17 protein-coding genes and 1 riboswitch are annotated in these 18,140 nt (G+C 38.0%); of the genes, 15 read left to right on the top strand and 2 right to left on the bottom strand.

Annotation, left to right across the window (positions count from 1 at the left end):
* Nucleotides 1–29 precede the first annotated feature (29 nt).
* Complete coding sequence (locus tag KTB61_RS05275; protein ID WP_075759585.1) at nucleotides 30–854, top strand: hypothetical protein; 825 nt, start codon at nucleotides 30–32, stop codon at nucleotides 852–854.
* A gap of 241 nt (nucleotides 855–1,095) precedes the next feature.
* On the opposite strand, the gene KTB61_RS05270 is transcribed toward KTB61_RS05275, so the two are convergent.
* Nucleotides 1,096–1,755, bottom strand: a complete 660-nt coding sequence (locus tag KTB61_RS05270) for a Crp/Fnr family transcriptional regulator (protein WP_075759583.1) — start codon at nucleotides 1,753–1,755, stop codon at nucleotides 1,096–1,098.
* A gap of 182 nt (nucleotides 1,756–1,937) precedes the next feature.
* Here KTB61_RS05270 and KTB61_RS05265 point away from each other — a divergent pair, with 182 nt between their 5' ends.
* From KTB61_RS05265 to cytX, 11 genes are all read left to right on the top strand, one after another.
* Nucleotides 1,938–2,633, top strand: coding sequence for an ATP-binding protein (locus KTB61_RS05265; RefSeq protein ID WP_075759582.1), 696 nt, complete (start codon nucleotides 1,938–1,940; stop codon nucleotides 2,631–2,633).
* A gap of 77 nt (nucleotides 2,634–2,710) precedes the next feature.
* A complete protein-coding gene (locus KTB61_RS05260; RefSeq protein WP_075759581.1) occupies nucleotides 2,711–4,039 on the top strand; it encodes a uracil-xanthine permease family protein in 1,329 nt (442 codons plus the stop codon).
* 420 nt (nucleotides 4,040–4,459) lie between these two features.
* Nucleotides 4,460–5,836 carry a YeiH family protein gene (locus KTB61_RS05255; protein WP_216696969.1) on the top strand — a complete coding sequence of 459 codons (1,377 nt, stop codon included), beginning with the start codon at nucleotides 4,460–4,462 and terminating at the stop codon, nucleotides 5,834–5,836.
* An 11-nt stretch (nucleotides 5,837–5,847) separates the two neighbouring features.
* Nucleotides 5,848–6,141: a hypothetical protein gene (locus KTB61_RS05250; protein WP_192846101.1), complete on the top strand. Its 294-nt coding sequence runs from the start codon at nucleotides 5,848–5,850 to the stop codon at nucleotides 6,139–6,141.
* Between the two features lie 224 nt (nucleotides 6,142–6,365).
* Nucleotides 6,366–6,947: a 2-oxoacid:acceptor oxidoreductase family protein gene (locus KTB61_RS05245; protein ID WP_075759579.1), complete on the top strand. Its 582-nt coding sequence runs from the start codon at nucleotides 6,366–6,368 to the stop codon at nucleotides 6,945–6,947.
* A 68-nt stretch (nucleotides 6,948–7,015) separates the two neighbouring features.
* Nucleotides 7,016–7,318 carry a 4Fe-4S binding protein gene (locus KTB61_RS05240; protein WP_075759578.1) on the top strand — a complete coding sequence of 101 codons (303 nt, stop codon included), beginning with the start codon at nucleotides 7,016–7,018 and terminating at the stop codon, nucleotides 7,316–7,318.
* 1 nt (nucleotide 7,319) lies between these two features.
* Nucleotides 7,320–8,501 carry a pyruvate ferredoxin oxidoreductase gene (gene porA, locus KTB61_RS05235; RefSeq protein ID WP_216696968.1) on the top strand — a complete coding sequence of 394 codons (1,182 nt, stop codon included), beginning with the start codon at nucleotides 7,320–7,322 and terminating at the stop codon, nucleotides 8,499–8,501.
* A 34-nt stretch (nucleotides 8,502–8,535) separates the two neighbouring features.
* Complete coding sequence (locus tag KTB61_RS05230; RefSeq protein WP_075760550.1) at nucleotides 8,536–9,453, top strand: thiamine pyrophosphate-dependent enzyme; 918 nt, start codon at nucleotides 8,536–8,538, stop codon at nucleotides 9,451–9,453.
* 15 nt (nucleotides 9,454–9,468) lie between these two features.
* Nucleotides 9,469–10,356 carry a LysR family transcriptional regulator gene (locus KTB61_RS05225; protein ID WP_216696967.1) on the top strand — a complete coding sequence of 296 codons (888 nt, stop codon included), beginning with the start codon at nucleotides 9,469–9,471 and terminating at the stop codon, nucleotides 10,354–10,356.
* A 101-nt stretch (nucleotides 10,357–10,457) separates the two neighbouring features.
* A riboswitch (TPP riboswitch) is annotated at nucleotides 10,458–10,566 on the top strand.
* A gap of 173 nt (nucleotides 10,567–10,739) precedes the next feature.
* Nucleotides 10,740–11,558 carry a bifunctional hydroxymethylpyrimidine kinase/phosphomethylpyrimidine kinase gene (gene thiD, locus KTB61_RS05220; protein ID WP_216696966.1) on the top strand — a complete coding sequence of 273 codons (819 nt, stop codon included), beginning with the start codon at nucleotides 10,740–10,742 and terminating at the stop codon, nucleotides 11,556–11,558.
* Nucleotides 11,558–12,727, top strand: coding sequence for a putative hydroxymethylpyrimidine transporter CytX (cytX, locus tag KTB61_RS05215; protein ID WP_216696965.1), 1,170 nt, complete (start codon nucleotides 11,558–11,560; stop codon nucleotides 12,725–12,727). Before thiD ends, cytX begins: the two co-directional genes overlap by 1 nt.
* 62 nt (nucleotides 12,728–12,789) lie before the next feature.
* Here the strand turns inward: cytX and KTB61_RS05210 are convergent, their stop codons facing one another.
* Complete coding sequence (locus KTB61_RS05210; protein WP_075759574.1) at nucleotides 12,790–14,196, bottom strand: amidophosphoribosyltransferase; 1,407 nt, start codon at nucleotides 14,194–14,196, stop codon at nucleotides 12,790–12,792.
* Between the two features lie 469 nt (nucleotides 14,197–14,665).
* Between KTB61_RS05210 and KTB61_RS05205 the strand changes: the two genes are divergently transcribed.
* The 3 genes from KTB61_RS05205 (at nucleotide 14,666) to KTB61_RS05195 (ending at nucleotide 18,079) form a co-directional block, all read left to right on the top strand.
* Entirely contained in the window at nucleotides 14,666–16,090 is a 1,425-nt protein-coding gene (locus tag KTB61_RS05205; protein ID WP_216696964.1) for a uracil-xanthine permease family protein, read from the top strand.
* A 284-nt stretch (nucleotides 16,091–16,374) separates the two neighbouring features.
* Nucleotides 16,375–17,016, top strand: a complete 642-nt coding sequence (locus tag KTB61_RS05200; RefSeq protein ID WP_216696963.1) for an endonuclease III domain-containing protein — start codon at nucleotides 16,375–16,377, stop codon at nucleotides 17,014–17,016.
* A gap of 10 nt (nucleotides 17,017–17,026) precedes the next feature.
* Entirely contained in the window at nucleotides 17,027–18,079 is a 1,053-nt protein-coding gene (locus KTB61_RS05195; protein WP_216696962.1) for a DUF3878 family protein, read from the top strand.
* The last annotated feature ends 61 nt before the right edge of the window (nucleotides 18,080–18,140 follow it).

Genomic DNA, 18,140 nt, shown 5'->3' with positions numbered 1-18,140 from the left:
TAAAATAAACAAACAAAAAAGGAGGGAATATGAAATCTACAACAAAAAAATTGGGAATACTTTTGACCTTGATTTTTGTAGGGGCATTGGCGCTTGTCGTATATTCTAAGAGCAAAGAAGAGGTTATAGAAAAGAATGTTTCGGTATTAGAAGGAACTCAGAGAAAAGTCTCCATGAACAGTACGGATGTGGAGAATCTTAAAATAGTCAATGATGATCGTGTTTCTGTAACGGCTAAGGATTTTTATGTTACAGTCAAGGGAAAAAGTGTTGGAGATGCAGTCATAACATTTGGCATTCCCGGAGAAGATTATATTTATAAGATTCATGTGAAAGTACTGTCATCGCAAAAGATTTCTCAAATAGCGGAGAGGAAAATCAAACAATATGAGATAAGACAGAAATCTGGAACCAAGTATTTTTATTATGATTTTAATCAGGATGGTATAGAGGAACTTTGTTTGCAGGATCGTATTGTATATTATGATTATCAGAAAGAGTCTTTGAAAACTTTGAAACATGACTTTAAAGAAATTTATGTTTCAAAGAAAAATAAAAAAATATATGTACTTTTTTGCCATCCAGAGGAAAGAGATTTTTTTAATTATATCAGTGCCATTTATGAGCCAAGTGAAACAGATATATTTAAACTGATGGATACAGGAACTGGATTTCGGTCATATACGAAAAAAGGGTTTAAGGAATATGGAACCGATAAGCCATACGCTTATTACGATGATCAATATGATCAGGATGATTATGACTATGAAGATATGACAGAAATTGAAATGAAACAGAGACTGAAGCAGATGATTCCGGGATTAAAGCAGGTTACATGGAAAATACATAAATAAAAAGTTATATCAGATGAGGGATGACTCCCGCCTCTGTAGGCGGTGAGCAACAATTATGTATCAGTGGCAGGTTTCAATCCCCCCATCTGATATACGCTCCGCGAGGATGCGCAGGAATTCGGATTGGAAGTATGTCTGCTATGCAGACCCGAATTCCGCGCCAAGACTCGCGAGCGAGTCTTGAAGGTACAGGAATAACTGGGAAAAGGGCAGGGTTAAAGCAGAACTCTGCCTTTTTTGGTTATAGGATTTGAAACCGGTTTTTGTGAAAATCAATTTTTCCTTCTTTTTTTAGTTTCCCAAGTTCTGTAGACATAGCACTCCGTTCCACTCCAAGATAGTCAGCAAGGGCTTGCCGGTCATAAGGGATAGTAAATGTACTACTTTGGTTTTCTTTAGCTTGTGCATAAAGAAATGCCATTAATTTTTCCTTGGTAGTTTTTTTTGAAAGAAATTGTATTTTCTGATTTAACATCAGGTTTTTTTCAGCTACAATGTGCAGCAGATTCTGGATGACCTGATTATGAAAAAGACAAGAACTGCTGCAGGTAGTTATAATCTTTTTGCAGGATACCAGAAGGACTGTGCTGTCAGAAGCTGCAATGGCACTGACCGGAAGGCTGGAGATGCCGGCACAGGCGAAAACTTCACCAAACAGCTGACCGGGAGTTACAGTGCCAATAATATTCCGATTTCCATCAAAATCAATTTTAATAATGTGTATTTCCCCAGATAAGACAATTCCCACATAATCTGCGGGTTCACCTTCAGAGAAAACAGGTTGATTTTTTTGGTAATACAGCGTGCGGGAATCCATGCATTGAAGCATGGAAGAAAAATCAGAATCTCTGATGCCCTTAAAGAGTGGACATTTTTTTAAAGCCTTCAGATACTGCATCATATTTCCTCTTTTCTGTTAGGATACCAACATATGTTTTTCAAAAGTATAAGGTTATATTTTTTTTTAGTCAAGGATTCATTTTTCGTTTATAAAAATCATTTTTGTTGTAAAAACAACATACTTTTTGTGTTGCAGTCGATATAATAGCGTTGTAACGAATAAGAAGAAAAAGGAGAGTAAAAATGATTCGTAAAATTATTCAGATTAATGAAGATAAATGTAATGGATGTGGACTGTGTGCCAAGGCTTGTCATGAAGGTGCCATAGGTATGGTTGATGGTAAGGCCAGATTATTAAGAGATGATTACTGTGATGGATTAGGGGATTGCCTTCCTGCATGTCCAACCAATGCCATTTCCTTTGTAGAAAGGGAAGCAGCACCTTATGATAAAGAAGCGGTGGAAGCTAATATGAAGAAAAAGAAAGCAGCAGGTCATGTTTTCAGTGGATGCCCGGGAAGCAGAATGCAGACGATGAAAAGAGGTTCGGGTGATACGTCACAGACAGCAGTGGAAACACAGCTTTTACAATGGCCGGTTCAGATAAAACTGGTTCCTGTGCAGGCTCCGTATTTTCAAAATGCTAATCTTTTGGTAGCTGCGGACTGTACAGCGTATGCATATGGAAACTTCCATCAGGAATTTATGAAAAATAAGATTACGCTGATTGGATGTCCAAAACTGGATGAAGGAGATTACGCAGAAAAACTGACACAGATCATTGCTTTAAATGATATTCAAAGTGTAACAGTAGTTCGTATGGAAGTACCATGCTGTGGTGGAATTGAAAATGCTGTAAAACGGGCACTGCAGGACAGTGGGAAATTTATTCCATGGCAGGTGGTAACCATTTCAACAGATGGTAACATTTTAAAGTAAAAGAAATGTTAGGTATACTTGTCAGATAATATAAAATTTGATACTCTGATACAAATGAAAGAAAGGTATGAGAGAGAATGAAAAAAACGGCAAGTATTGAAAACATTTATCATTTAGAAGGAAAAGTTCCTGTTGGGAAAGCAATACCATTTGGATTGCAGCATATACTGGCTATGTTTGTAGCCAATATTGCTCCGATTCTTATTGTTGCAGGTGCCAGCGGGCTTGATTCAAAACAAAGTGCCATGCTGATTCAAAGTGCCATGGTTATTGCAGGGATTGGAACATTAATTCAGCTATTCCCGATATGGAAAGTTGGCTCAGGACTTCCTATTGTAATGGGAATCAGTTTTACTTTTGTTTCCGTTATGTGTTATGTGGGACCTGCATATGGATATAATGCCATTGTCGGGGCAGTTTTAGTAGGTGGTATAATAGAAGGATTTTTAGGTTTGTTTGCTAAATACTGGACGAAAATTATTACTCCAATCGTATCTGCCAGTGTAGTAACAGCAATTGGATTTTCCTTATTATCAGTTGGAGCAACCTCTTTTGGAGGAGGAAGCGGAAGTGAAACTTTTGGTTCTGCAACCAACTGGATTCTTGGAACCATTACATTGTTATGCTGTCTTCTTTTTAATATTTTTGCAAAATCATATTGGAAGCAGCTGTCAGTTCTTGTTGGACTGATTGTGGGATATATTGTAGCATTTGCAATGGGAGTTGTAGACTTTTCTGCGATAAAGGATACATCGATTATAGCATTGCCATCGATTATGCCATTTAAACCAGAATTTAATGCCAATGCTATTATTTCTGTAGTACTTATCTTTTTGGTATCAGCGACGGAAACCATAGGGGATACATCGGCACTGGCCAATTCAGGACTGGGAAGAGAAGTTACAAAAAAAGAGATTTCCGGGTCTTTGGCATGTGACGGATTTATCAGTGCATTATCTTCCGTTTTCGGCTGTCTGCCGATTACATCATTTAGCCAGAATGTAGGACTTGTAGCAATGACAAAGATTGTAAATCGTTTTACTATTGCAACAGGAGCAGTTATCATGATTCTTGCGGGAGTTTTCCCGGTATTTGGTGCGATACTTGCAACTTTACCAGATGCTGTATTAGGAGGTTGCACGATTATGATGTTTGGAACAATCGTAATCAGCGGGCTGCAGATGATGAGCAAATGTGGTTATTCTCAGAGAAATATAACCATTGCTGCATTATCTTTAAGTACTGGAATCGGATTTACACAGGTTCCTGAAATATTTGGTATTTTTCCACAGATCGTGGAAAATGTTTTTGCTGAAAACTGTGTTGCAGTTGTCTTTCTGGTAGCTGTTATTCTGAATTTGATACTTCCAAAGAATATGGAAGCAGCACCGGAAGCTGAGGCATAAAAATTATAAAATAATATGGGTGATATATCATAGAGGAGACATTTAAGGTTTCTTCTATTTTTTTTACATAGGGAGCTGATAGCGGACTTGTCAGTTTTGTTTTTAGAAAAAACTATTGACATATGAATATTTTATGATTATAATTCATTTCATACAAAACAGATAGGAAAACAATGTAAATCAAATAACAGGGAAACAAGAGTTTCGGATATATGTTTGAGGGCTTTGATTTTTGTTTTCTACTGTTTTTAAAATTAATGAAAAGGAGGCATACAATATGCAAAAGACGGAACTATTTAAATGCGAAGTGAGTATCAAGGAGATAATGCGATGTTGTATGTGCAGAAAGAATACGATAAAAAGCATTTGAGAAAATAATAAAGTTGATTTTGGATAATAGAGAAAAGAGAGGATATGAATATGAGTTATACAGCAGCTACAGGTGTTTCAGCACCGAACGATATTGTAACAACAGAAAAATTTAAATCATCGGAGTTATTCCATACAGAAGACTGGCTGGCAGTGTGGATTGGTTTTATTGTCATTATTGCAGCTTCTGTGGGAGTTTTAACGGGAGCATTTGATTTCAGTGCAGCTAAATTTGATACATGGGGAAATGGAGTCAGCTTAGCAAGCATCTGGTCAGCAGGATTGGTTTTTAGATTAATTTTAACAGCAGTCGTCCTCGGAGTTTTATTTACAGTAGGAAATGTGTTAAGAGGGACTTCAGCAAAAACCTATGTTCCGGCATATGCAGGTATTTTTGCTCTTGCAGTAATTGTAAGATTAATTAGTGCCGAATACACATTAAATCGTTATTTGGAATGGGCCTTTTTTGCTTTGGCTGTTGGATTAGTGATTGCAAATACAATTGGTGTTCCAGACTGGCTGAAACCGGCAGTGCAAACAGAATTTTATATTAAAGCCGGATTAGTGATTATGGGATTTTCTGTATTATTTTCTAATATTGTAAATTTTGGACTTTATGGCTTAGGAATTGCATGGCTGGTAACACCTACTGTTATAATTTTCATGTGGTTTTTTGGAACAAAAGTATTAAAAATAGATAATAAACCATTGGTGATTACTCTTGCAACAGCAACATCTGTGTGTGGAACAAGTGCAGCAATTGCAACAGGAGCGGCAAGTAAGGCGAAAAAGACGGATTTGTCTCTGGCAGTATCTATTTCTATTATTTTTACAGTTCTTATGATGGTTCTGGAGCCAATCATTATTAAGGCGATCGGTTTAGGTGGACTGATGGGTGGAGCATTAATCGGTGGAACCGTAGACTCTACTGGAGCTGTAACTGTAGCAGGAACTGCACTGGGGCAGCTTGGACAGACATCTGCAGTTTTAGTAAAATCTATTCAGAATATCCTTATTGGATTTATTGCATTTGCAGTTGCAGTGTTTTTTACAGCACATGTTGAAAAAGGAGATCAGAAAGAACGTAAAATTACAGCTGCTGAAATCTGGTATCGTCTTCCAAAGTTTATTTTAGGATTTTTTGCAGCTTCCCTGATTGCATCCTTTATAGTACAGCCACTGGCAGGTCAGGAAAAAGTTGCTGCAATTAATAGTGTGTTAGATCAGTATAAAAACTGGGCATTTGTGCTGGCATTTACCAGTATTGGATTGGATACAAATTTCCGTGAAATTAAAGAGCAGATGCAAGGTGGGAAACCATTAACTTTATATGTGATAGGACAAATATTTAATATTGTTTTGACATTTATAGCAGTATGGGTTTTACTTTCCGGACATTTCTTCCCTCTTCCAAATATTGCAGCATAGGAGGAAGGAATATGAAGAACGAAAAGAAAACGCCTGTATATATAAAAATATGTAATGGATTTTGTATAGGAAGTTTTATTTTTGCAGTTATTTATGGAATTTATATTATGAGCAGGCATTTAGGGCTGATTGATTCTCTTGATTTTGGTGCAGGTGCCTACTATTATGCGGATATTCCACAGTTTGCGAAATATGTAAATGGAAATTATTATACGAGTCCGGTTCCTATGTGGGTACTAATCACTTTATTTTTAATCTGGGGATATATCATGTACCGGCTATGGATTTGGGTTGATAAAAAATAATAATCTAAAAGCGACAGCTTTGAGGCTGTCGCTTTTTTCTGCTTCAGAAAAGCTTTATAACATTGATGAAAATAATTCAACTTTATGATGAAATGTATTCATATTTTCAAGTTATAATGTGGGATTTTGTAATATAATAGGAATTGCTGAAAAAAGTACAACTTGAACGTGAAAATAATTCATTACAGAATAAAAAAGAAAAATGAAAAGGGAGAAAAGTAACCATGAACAACGGACTTGAGATCAGATGGCATGGACGTGGCGGACAGGGTGCTAAAACGGCAGCCCTGCTTTTAGCAGATGTGGCATTTAAAACAGGAAAATATGTACAGGGATTCCCGGAATATGGACCGGAAAGAATGGGAGCCCCGATTACTGCTTATAACAGAATCAGCGATGAAGTGATTCGAGTGCATTCTAATATCTACACACCAGGGCTGGTAGTTGTAGTAGACGAAACATTACTTCATTCTGTAGATGTAACTGCAGGATTAAAGGAAGAAGGAGCAATTATTGTTAACACACCAAAAAAACCGGAAGAGATAAAACCGTTTTTAAATGGATATACAGGAAATGTGTATACCGTAGACGCCAGAAAGATTTCTGTAGCAGCATTAGGTAAAAACTTTCCAAATTCACCAATGCTTGCAGCAGCAGTTGCAGTCAGCGGTATCATGAAAAAAGAGGATTTCATATCCGAAATGAGAGTTTCATATCAGCATAAATTTGCAAAGAAACCGGAAGTCATCGAAGGAAACATGCAGGCACTGGAAATGACATATGAAACATTGAAAGATGTGTTATAGACTATAAGAATAACGGCTTATGAATGATTAATAAACAGGAAAAATGATAGAAAAAATGGAGAAAAAATATGAGAACAGATATACATAAGATTAATGAGCAGACTCCTCATCAGGAACTGACAGAAGGTCTGATGATGTTTGCTGGGGGAACTTCTAAATATTTTAATACCGGTGAATGGAGAACAAGAACACCGATTCTCAACAAAGATTTGTGCAGGGATTGTCTGGTTTGTTCTATGGTCTGTCCTGATTCCAGTATACCGTTAAAAGATGGTGAAAGAGTTGAATTTGATTATGACCATTGTAAAGGATGTGGAATTTGTGCAAAAGCATGTCCTTTCTATGCAATTGAAATGAAGGAGGGAAGATAAGATGGCAAAAAAAGATCGTATGTCAGGTAATGAGGCGGTGGCTTACGCAATCCGTCAGATTAATCCGGATGTTATGCCTGCATTCCCAATTACACCATCGACAGAAATTCCTCAGATGGTATCAACCTATATTGCAAATGGGGCAGTTGACACAGAATTTATTCCAGTGGAAAGTGAACACTCAGCCATGAGTGCAGCCATTGGATCAGAAGCAGCAGGAGCGAGAACACTGACAGCTACATCTTCTGCAGGTCTTGCCCTTATGTGGGAAGAATTATTATTGGCGGCATCCAATCGTATGCCGATTGCACTGGCACTGGTTAACCGTACATTATCAGGACCTATCAATATTAACTGTGACCATTCAGACGGAATGGGTGCAAGAGATACCGGGTGGATCCAGATTTATGCAGAAAATAACCAGGAAGCTTATGATAACTTTATCCAGGCATATCCAATTGCGGAAAATGCTGATGTACATCTTCCGATTATGATTTGTCAGGATGGATTTATTACAAGCCATGCAGTGGAAAATATTGAATTGCTGGAAGATCAGGAAGTTAAAGACTTTGTTGGAGAATATAGACCGGAAGAATTTTTATTAAATCCAGGGAAACCAGTTGCTGTAGGACCTTATTCAGTAACCAATTATGCAATGGAAGCAAGGAAGAATCAGGAAATTGCTCTGGAAAATGCTAAAGAAGTTATTTTACAGGTTGCCGCAGAATTTGAAAAAATTTCCGGAAGAAGTTATGGATTATTTGAAGAATACAAGACGGAAGATGCAGATTATATTATGCTGATCATGGGATCTGCCGCAGGAACTGCAAAACAGGCAGTGGATGATTTAAGAGCAGAAGGAAAGAAAGTTGGAGTTATTAAACTTCGCGTATTCCGTCCATTCCCGGCAGACGAGCTGGCAGATGCATTGAAAAATGCAAAAGCTGTTGCTATTATGGATCGTACAGAAAGCTACAATGGAAACGGCGGACCTTTAGGAAGCGAAGTAACCGCAGGCCTTTTCCGAAAGAAGATTATGATTGATACTGTTAATTACATTTACGGGCTGGCAGGGCGTGATTTTACAGTGCAGAATGTATATGATATTTTTGCTGAATTAGAAGATCATGTAGAAAATGGAAAAGAAGTCGAGCAGTTTAAGTACATCGGATTACGTAAATAGGAGGATCGCTGTGAGCAGTTATAATATAAAAGAAATGATGAATAAACCGGAGCGTCTTGCACCAGGGCATCGTATGTGTGCCGGATGCGGAGCTACTATTGGAGTGCGTGCAGTATTGCGTTCACTGCATGAAGGAGATCATGCAGTAATCGCCAACGCAACGGGATGTCTGGAAGTGTCTTCTTTCATGTATCCATATACAGCATGGGAAGACAGTTACATTCATAATGCATTTGAAAATGCAGGAGCTACTTTAAGTGGTGTGGAAACAGCATATAAAGCGCTAAAAAAACGTGGAAAATTACCAGAAGATGCTAATTATAAATTTATTGCGTTTGGTGGAGATGGCGGAACCTATGATATCGGATTCCAGTCTTTGTCTGGTGCCATGGAACGTGGACATGATATGGTATATGTATGTTATGATAATGGTGCGTATATGAATACAGGTATTCAGCGTTCCTCTGCAACACCTATGTTTGCAGATACTACAACAACACCATCAGGAACCCAGTCAAATGGTAAGATGCAGAATCGTAAAGATCTGGCAAGTATTATTGCAGATCATGATGTTGCCTATGTAGGACAGAGTACATTTACATTAAATTTTAATGACTTACATAAAAAAGCAGAAAAAGCTATTTATACAGAAGGAGCAAGTTTCCTGAACATTATGACACCATGTCCAAGAGGATGGCGTTATAATACAGAGGATATTATGGAAATCTGCCGTCTGGCAGTAGAAACATGCTATTGGCCAATGTTTGAGGTAGACCATGGAAAATGGAATCTGACATATGAACCAAAGAAAAAACTTCCAATTGAAGATTTTCTAAGACCACAGGGAAGATTCAAACATTTATTTAAACCAGGAAATGAACATTTAATTGAACAGTTCCAGGCAGAAGTAGATAGAAGATGGGAAGATCTTCTGTATAAATGCAATCGATAAACAGGGAGAGTTTTCATGACATTACTTACCTATCAGGTATTTAAGACAATTGCGGAAGTTGGCAGCTTTCATAAAGCAGCAGATTTACTTGGACTTACACCATCAGCTATCAGCCATACCATTTCTTCCATGAAAAGTAAACTTGGCTTTTCCGTTCTCACCAGAAGCAAGGCAGGGGTAACGCTGACAAACTATGGAGAGCAGCTTCTGCCATATGTGAATGCTGTACTAAACAGTGATGAAAGTCTTCAGCAGGTAATTGCAGATTTAAATGGATTAAAGCAGGGAAAAGTAAAAATCGGAGTCTTTTCCAGTGTATGTACCAGCTGGCTGCCAGAGATACTGCATTCTTTTAGAAAAAGATATGCAGAGATTGAGATAGAAGTATTTCAAGGAACCTATGATGATGTGTTTTACTGGATAAAAAAAGGTGTGGTGGACCTGGGATTTTTATCTGTGTCCAGTGCAAAAGATCTGCCAATAGAGCCTTTGTACAGAGATCCTTTATTGTGTGTTCTTCCTAAAGCAGCCAAAAGGACTGGGACAGAAGGATATATGGATATTGAAGAAATGAAAAATTATCAGTTTGTAACTCAGAGAGACAGTACAGATGCAGATATACAGAATTTTCTTAAGGAAAATTCTTTACAGGTTCAATCCAATTATCATGTGGTAGATGATCTTTCTACCATAGCACTGGTGGAAAAAGGTTTTGGAATCTGCTTAATGCCGGAACTGGTAATGCATGATATACCATATGAAGTGGATTGTTATCCGATTAATCCGGAGGCAAGCCGAATCATAGGAATTGCCACTATGAATCCAGACTTTATGGCTCCGGCAGTCCGTATGATGTACAATCATATATTAAAGAAATATCAGGAAAAAGAATTTAAGAAATAAAGCAGATCCTCAGGAAAATTCCTGGGGGTTTTTGCTTTATAAAGGATCGGCATTTAAAATCACCTTGAATTTCCATGCTTCCGGGTATATAATGTCAATGATAAATTAGAAAGGGGAGCTTGCAGAAAGCAGGCTGAGAGTAGACTGTATAGTCTTGACCCGTGACCTGATGTGGATAATGCCAACGTAGGGATATAGCAGGATAAATATTTGCGGATATGCCTATGGCGGCATATCCGTTTCTTTTTGTACATAGGAAATTGAAGCGGACTTGTCCACTCTGTTCTTTTATAGGAAAATGTTTTCTATAAATAGAAAAGCGGCAAACTGGGGGCACCACTTTATGTCGCTGTATAAAATTAATGCAGAAAGGAAGAGAGATTATGAAAACAGCATTAACAATCGCTGGAAGTGATTCTAGTGGAGGCGCCGGCATCCAGGCAGATATGAAAACAATGATTACTAATGGTGTTTATGCCATGAGTGCAATCACTGCTTTAACTGCACAAAATACGACCGGCGTAACAGGAATAATGGAAGTAAGTCCAGAATTTTTAGGACAGCAGATGGATGCAGTATTTGAAGATATTTATCCGGATGCAGTTAAAATCGGAATGGTTTCTTCCAGTCCTTTAATTATTAAAATAGCAGAAAAACTAAAAGCTTATAATGCAAAAAATATTGTTGTGGATCCGGTAATGGTAGCTACCAGCGGTTCCAAGCTGATTAGTGACGATGCAATTGGAACATTAAAAGATGAATTGTTTCCATTGGCATGTATACTGACTCCAAATATTCCGGAAGCAGAAGTATTATCTGATATGAAGATTGCCTCTGAGGAAGATATGATCGAGGCAGCCAAGAAGATTAGTGAAACATATCATTGTGCAGTGCTTTGTAAAGGCGGACATCAGTTAAATGATGCAAATGATCTTCTCTATCGTGATGGAGAATATAAATGGTTCTACGGGAAAAGAATTGATAATTCCAATACCCATGGAACAGGGTGTACGCTATCCAGTGCTATTGCATCAAATCTGGCAAAAGGATTTGATCTGGATACATCTGTAGAACGTGCAAAAGCTTACATTTCTGGGGCATTGGCAGCAATGCTTGATCTTGGAGAAGGAAGTGGTCCTATGGATCATGGATTTGATTTAAAAGGTGAATATACAAAAGAGGCTGGGGAGGAACAAAAATAATGGACACAAAACGAACTTCTTTATTTGACAACGGATTGATCTGGTTTGGTGCAGGAGTTTCCATCGCTGAAATTCTCACAGGGACTTATCTGGCACCTCTTGGATTCTCAAAAGGGTTACAGGCAATTATTATTGGACATATTATAGGATGTTTTATGCTGTTTCTGGCAGGAGTTATTGGTGGAAAAGTCCGCAAAAGTGCCATGGAAACAGTAAAAATGAGCTTTGGACAGAAGGGCAGTCTGCTGTTTGCGTTTTTAAATGTGCTGCAGCTGGTTGGATGGACTGCTATTATGATTTATGATGGAGCATTGGCAGCTAATGGGGCACTGAATATTGGAAGATGGATCTGGTGTCTTGTAATTGGTGCTTTGATTATTCTCTGGATTGTTGTTGGAATTACAAATTTAGGGAAAATCAATACTGTTGCTATGACGGCATTATTTATTCTTACTTTGATTCTCTGTAAAGTTATTTTCTTTGACCAGGGAGTGGTCAAAGCTGCTATGGATGATAGCATGACTTTTGGTGCAGCTGTGGAGCTTTCTGTTGCAATGCCTTTATCATGGCTTCCGTTGATCAGTGATTATACAAGAGAAGCCAAAGAGCCTGTAAAAGCAACAGCAGTCAGTGCAGTTGTTTATGGACTTGTCAGTAGCTGGATGTATGTGATTGGAATGGGTGCAGCTATTTACACAGGAGAGTATGATATTGCGCAAATCATGGTAAAAGCAGGCCTTGGAATCGCAGGATTGCTGATCATCATCTTTTCAACAGTAACAACCACATTCCTTGATGCATACTCTGCAGGTATTTCCAGCGAGACAATTGTATCAGGAATCAATGGAAAAGGGGTTGCAGTTGTTGCTACTGTTATTGGTACAATTGCTGCCATTGTATATCCAATGGACAATATTACAAACTTTTTATATTTGATCGGTTCTGTATTTGCACCAATGATTGCTATTCAGATTGCAAACTTCTTTTTAATGGATCGTGATAATAGCAAAAAAACAGTCAGTGTTCCGGATATGATTGTCTGGGTTATAGGATTTGCTGTGTATCGCTATCTTATGACTGTAGACATCATCGTTGGAAATACTTTACCGGATATGGTAATTACCATTATCTTATGTCTTATTGTAAGTAAGATTTTTGATAGAAAATAATAGATTAGATATTAGAAAACGCTTATCTCTCATGTTTTGAAAGATAAGCGTTTTTATTATTTTTATTCTTTACCGTCCCAGCAGTAAGTGCATAACTTGCTTCGATCAAGTCCAACAGATTCAATCATGTCATCCAGACGATGATAGCGAAGGGAAGTAAAATTCAATTGTTTACAGATTTCATTGATCATTGCCTGGTACTCCGGTGTATCAGGGTTTGCATAAGCATCCAGATGAACATTTTTGTAATCTCCGGAAATCTGCTTGATAATTCGGCGAGTAATCAGATCCATTTCAGAAGATGAACGAGAGAAGTTTAAATATTTGCAGCCATACAATAATGGTGGACATGCAGGACGAATATGAACTTCCTTTGCACCGCTCTGATAAAGAAATTCTGTTGTTTCACGAAGCTGAGTTCCTCTTACGATGGAATCATCAATTAATAAGAGACTTTTGTTCTGGATTAAATCATGAACCGGTATCAGTTTCATTTTTGCAATAAGATTTCGCTTGCTCTGGATCGTTGGCATAAAAGAACGAGGCCAGGTTGGAGTATATTTAATAAATGGTCTGGAAAATGGAATACCGGATTCATTTGCATATCCAATGGCATGGGCAATTCCCGAATCGGGAACACCTGCAACGGTATCAGGGGAAGCGTCATCTCGCTGAGCCAGTTTTTTACCACAGTTGTAACGCATTTCCTCAACACTGATTCCTTCATAGGATGAAGAAGGATAGCCATAATATACCCAAAGGAATGTGCAGATTTTCATGTCTTTTCCTGGATGAACCAATGTGCGAACTTCTTCTGGTGTCATAATAACAATTTCTCCAGGACCAAGTTCACGGAAATCTGTATATCCAAGATTCAGGTATGCAAAACTTTCAAAAGAGAGGCAGAAACCATCATCTTTTTTTCCAATGGCAACCGGAGTTCGTCCCATTTTATCTCTTGCAGCATAGATTCCTTTCTGAGTCAGCAGCAGAATAGTCATTGAACCGTCAATAATTTCCTGTGCATATTGGATACCTTCAATCAGGTTGTCTTTCTGATTGATAATTGATGCTACCAATTCTGTTGCATTGATGTCACCGCCGCTCATTTCAAGAAAATGAGTGTGTCCTGAATGAAACATCTGCTGAATGATTTCATCGGTGTTATTAATTTTACCAACAGTTGTAATAGCGTAGGTTCCATGATGAGAGCGAACAATCAATGGCTGCGGTTCATAATCAGAAATGCAGCCGATTCCCATGTATCCATGCATAGTATTTACATCTTTGTCAAACTTTGTACGGAAAGGTGCATTTTCGATATTGTGAATGGCACGGTCAAAGCCATCATCTTTACTATAGACAGCCATACCGGCACGTCTGGTTCCTAAATGAGAATGATAATCTGTTCCGAAATATAAATCGAAAACACAATCCTGTTTTGAAGTTACACCAAAAAATCCGCCCATAATATCCTCCAATTCCTGTTTAAAAATTTATTTGGTAAAAATATTTTTAATATGAGTATAATTCCTTGAGTCTATTTCTATTATAACCAAATCGCAGACCGGTAACAAGGAAATGAGTTGATTTATTAATAGAAAATTATTATAATAAATATAACGACAACGCAATGTTTAAACGTTGGTGAAATGATACATGGTTAAAGGAGAACGAGAACTGAAAGAAACGGTGTACTCGTTTTTCTTTTTTTTATATAGGAAATTCCTTTGAATTTTCTATGTAATAAAAAACGCTCCGCGCGGATGTGCACGCAGAACGCAGGAGGTGTATTCGGATGGGGATTATAATTTTCTTGACGATTTTTTAACAGTTTGTTATAATCGCTACATAAAAAAGATTATATTTTACTTGATGCAAAGAGGCTTAGTTTAGATTAGTTCTAGACAGGTCTTTTTTTTGAAAGAGGAGAGAATTATGACAAAAAAATCAGAAGAAATCTGCTATACATCTCCCTATGAATTTGAAGGGAAAATTCCCCTTTCCAATGCGATTGTACTTGGGTTACAGCATGTTATGGCGATGTTTGTCGGGAATCTGACCCCAATTATTATTATTATGGGAGCATGTGGTCTGACTGTGGATGCAGGTTTTGCAGAATTGAGAACTGCGTTACTGCAGAATGCAATGACAATTGCGGGAATCGTAACATTGATTCAGTTGTTTTCCATTGGACCTTGTGGGGGAAAAGTACCAATTATCATGGGAACAAGTTCTGGATTTCTGGGAGTATTCCAAAGTGTTATTGCAACCTTAGGTGGAGGAGTATTAAGTTATGGTGCGATCATGGGAGCTTCCCTGATCGGAGGAGTTTTTGAAGGAATTCTGGGAGCTTTTTTGAAACCTTTGCGTAAATTTTTCCCTCCGGTTGTTACAGGAAGTGTGGTAATGGCAATAGGACTTTCACTGATTGGTGTAGGTATTAATTACCTTTGTGGCGGAAATGGTGTTGCAGATTATGCATCTCCTTATAACTTAGGATTAGGATGTCTGGTTTTAATCGTGATTCTTGTATTAAAACACATTTTCGATTCCAAGAGCATGATCAGCAGTGCCTCTGTACTGATTGGTATTATAGTAGGATATGTTGCGGCAGCGATTATGACTCTTGTTCTGCCTACAACAGGAGTAAATGCTGAAGGCGTAGAATATACATATTCATGGGTTGTAAACTTTCAGCAGATTAAAGATGCAGCATGGTTTTCTCTGCCGAGTTTTATTGGGTTTGGTAAACTTTCAGAGATAAAATTGATTTTTGACCCTGCAGCAATTCTTCCAATTATAATCATGTTCATTGTAACTGCAGTAGAAACAGTTGGGGATATTTCAGGAGTTATTGAAGGCGGTATGGATCGTGAGCCTACAGATACAGAGCTCTCCGGAGGGGTAATCTGTGATGGATTGGGATCAGCACTGGCAGCTTTATTTGGTGTTCTTCCGAATACATCTTTTAGCCAGAATGTTGGGTTGGTTTCCATGACAAAGGTTGTAAACAGAATGGCTTTGTCTATGGGTGCATTGTTCCTGATTCTCTGTGGATTTTGCCCTAAAATCGCAGCTATTGTATCCATTATGCCACAGTCTGTTCTTGGTGGAGCTGCCGTAATGATGTTTGCGTCTATTGTTGTTTCTGGTATTCAGCTGATTACCAAGAATCCAATGGGAGCCAGAGAGATTACCATTGTTTCTGTAGCATTAGGTTTAGGATATGGAATTGGATCAACAGCAGCAGCAACAAATACTTTCCCATATTATATACAGTTAATATTTGGAGGATCAGGAATCGTTCCTGCAGCTTTTGTGGCAATTATTCTAAATATTGTGCTGCCGGAAAATCAGTAAAGTTTGTTTTGTATAGGTTGTGAATATATGTACTTTGGATATCAAAAGGATGATATAATGGTATCCAAAGTATTTTTTTTATTACATAGGAAATTCTTTTGAATTTCCTATGTAATAAAAAACGCTTCGCGCAGATGTGCACGATGTGCAAAGGAAAGCAGCTAAAACTGCCACACATCGGCACGCAAAGCGGAGCAAGTCCCTCATAATTGAGGGATACAGGGAGTTGATAGCGGACTTGTCCGCTTTGTTGTTTTAAAAGGAATAGAGAGGAATTGTTGGTTATGACAAAAGAAGAATTAGCATTGGAAGTTATTGATCGTTTGAAAAAAGAATATCCGGATGCCGGATGTACTCTGGATTATGATCAGGCATGGAAGCTTCTGGTCAGTGTAAGGCTGGCAGCTCAATGTACTGATGCCAGAGTTAATGTGGTGGTAGAAGATCTTTATGAAAAATACCCGGATGTGGAAGCTTTGGCTGCAGCGGAACCAGAGGATATTGAAGAGATTGTCAGACCATGTGGTCTAGGTAAAAGTAAAGCAAGAGATATCAGCAAATGTATGAGAATATTACGGGATGAATATGGCGGGAATATACCAACGGATTTTAAATCTCTGCTGAAACTTCCGGGGGTTGGAAGGAAAAGTGCAAATCTGATTATGGGGGATGTATTTGGAGAACCGGCAATCGTTACAGATACTCATTGCATACGTCTTGTGAATCGTATAGGACTAGTAGATGGGATAAAAGAACCTAAAAAGGTTGAAATGGCATTATGGGATATTATTCCTCCAGAAGAAGGCAGTGATTTCTGCCATCGTCTGGTTTATCATGGCAGGGATATCTGCACAGCGCGGACAAAACCACATTGTGATCAGTGCTGTCTTCAGGATATCTGTGAAAAAAACGGAGTAGAGGAATAAAAGGAAATTTATGAACAAAGATTGGGAAGAATTAGAAAAATATCTAGCAGGACTGGAGCCGGATATGTCTCCGGAGTTTTTTAGACTGGCGGAAATTATAAAGTATCAGGTACTGGAATTATGTACCAATAAAAATGATTCTTCTGGTATATATATTCCCTATATGATGAATGATGCGCTGGAATGTTATTTAGTTTTAGAAAACGCAGGAATGTCAGGGGAATTTCTATCGGATTATAAGGAGGAGCTGCAGGCACAGCTGATCAAAGAAAAGGGGAGATATGTACTGATCCTTTATCAGGGAACAGAGAATGTATGTACCATATGGTTTGAAGAAATCCATCAGATTCTTAAATGTTACCAGTACCATGAAATAGGACATTTCTGGGTAAAAGGGCAGGAGCAATGGAGGCAGCTGGTCTATATGGTAGGTACCATATATGAGAAATATGAGTATCTTGGAGATGATGTATGTAATTCGCTGGAAAAGGAACTTATGGGGCTGATAGAATTTGCACCGTTTCGTCACTGGTCACCAATCAGAGAACCTCTGGATGACAGATATCCTGCAACCTATGAAGGTATAACATGTATGGAACGGCTTGCTTTGGAGGCTGGAGACATGGAATTTGTAAAATTACTTAAGGTGTACAGGATGTTTCCTTTTAGGAAGATAGAAAATTTTTTGTCTAAAAAAATGCTTTCACCAAAAAGAGAGCCGCTGTACCATTGCATTTATGAAAAAATCCAGGCAGCATCATCTGCTTATCCTAAACGGGACTATGGAGAAAGAATGAATCAGCAGATTCAAAGTAAACGGGAAAATCTGGATCTGAAGCTGAAGAGAAAGGGTTATAAAGGAGAATATCCATTATATAGAAAAGGAATTACAACGATTCTTGCAACGGAAGAGCATCCTTTTACTATATTAGACTGGGATGATTTTACATTCAGGATACATCTGATGGTATCTGAATGTAATAGAGGAAATGCAGGATTTAACAGTGGATTTTTCAAAGGACCAGGAAGAAAAGGGTGGATAAAAAATCCAGAAAAAATCTAGTGATTTACTAGGGAAAACGAATAGTTGAGAAGAAAAAACAAAACTGGCACCATTAAATTTA

The organism is Anaerostipes faecalis, from assembly GCF_018982945.1.
GTDB classification, from domain to species: Bacteria; Bacillota; Clostridia; order Lachnospirales; family Lachnospiraceae; genus Anaerostipes; species Anaerostipes faecalis.
Note: the sequence above shows the minus strand (reverse complement) of the source record. Positions and strands in the feature narration are given on the sequence as shown.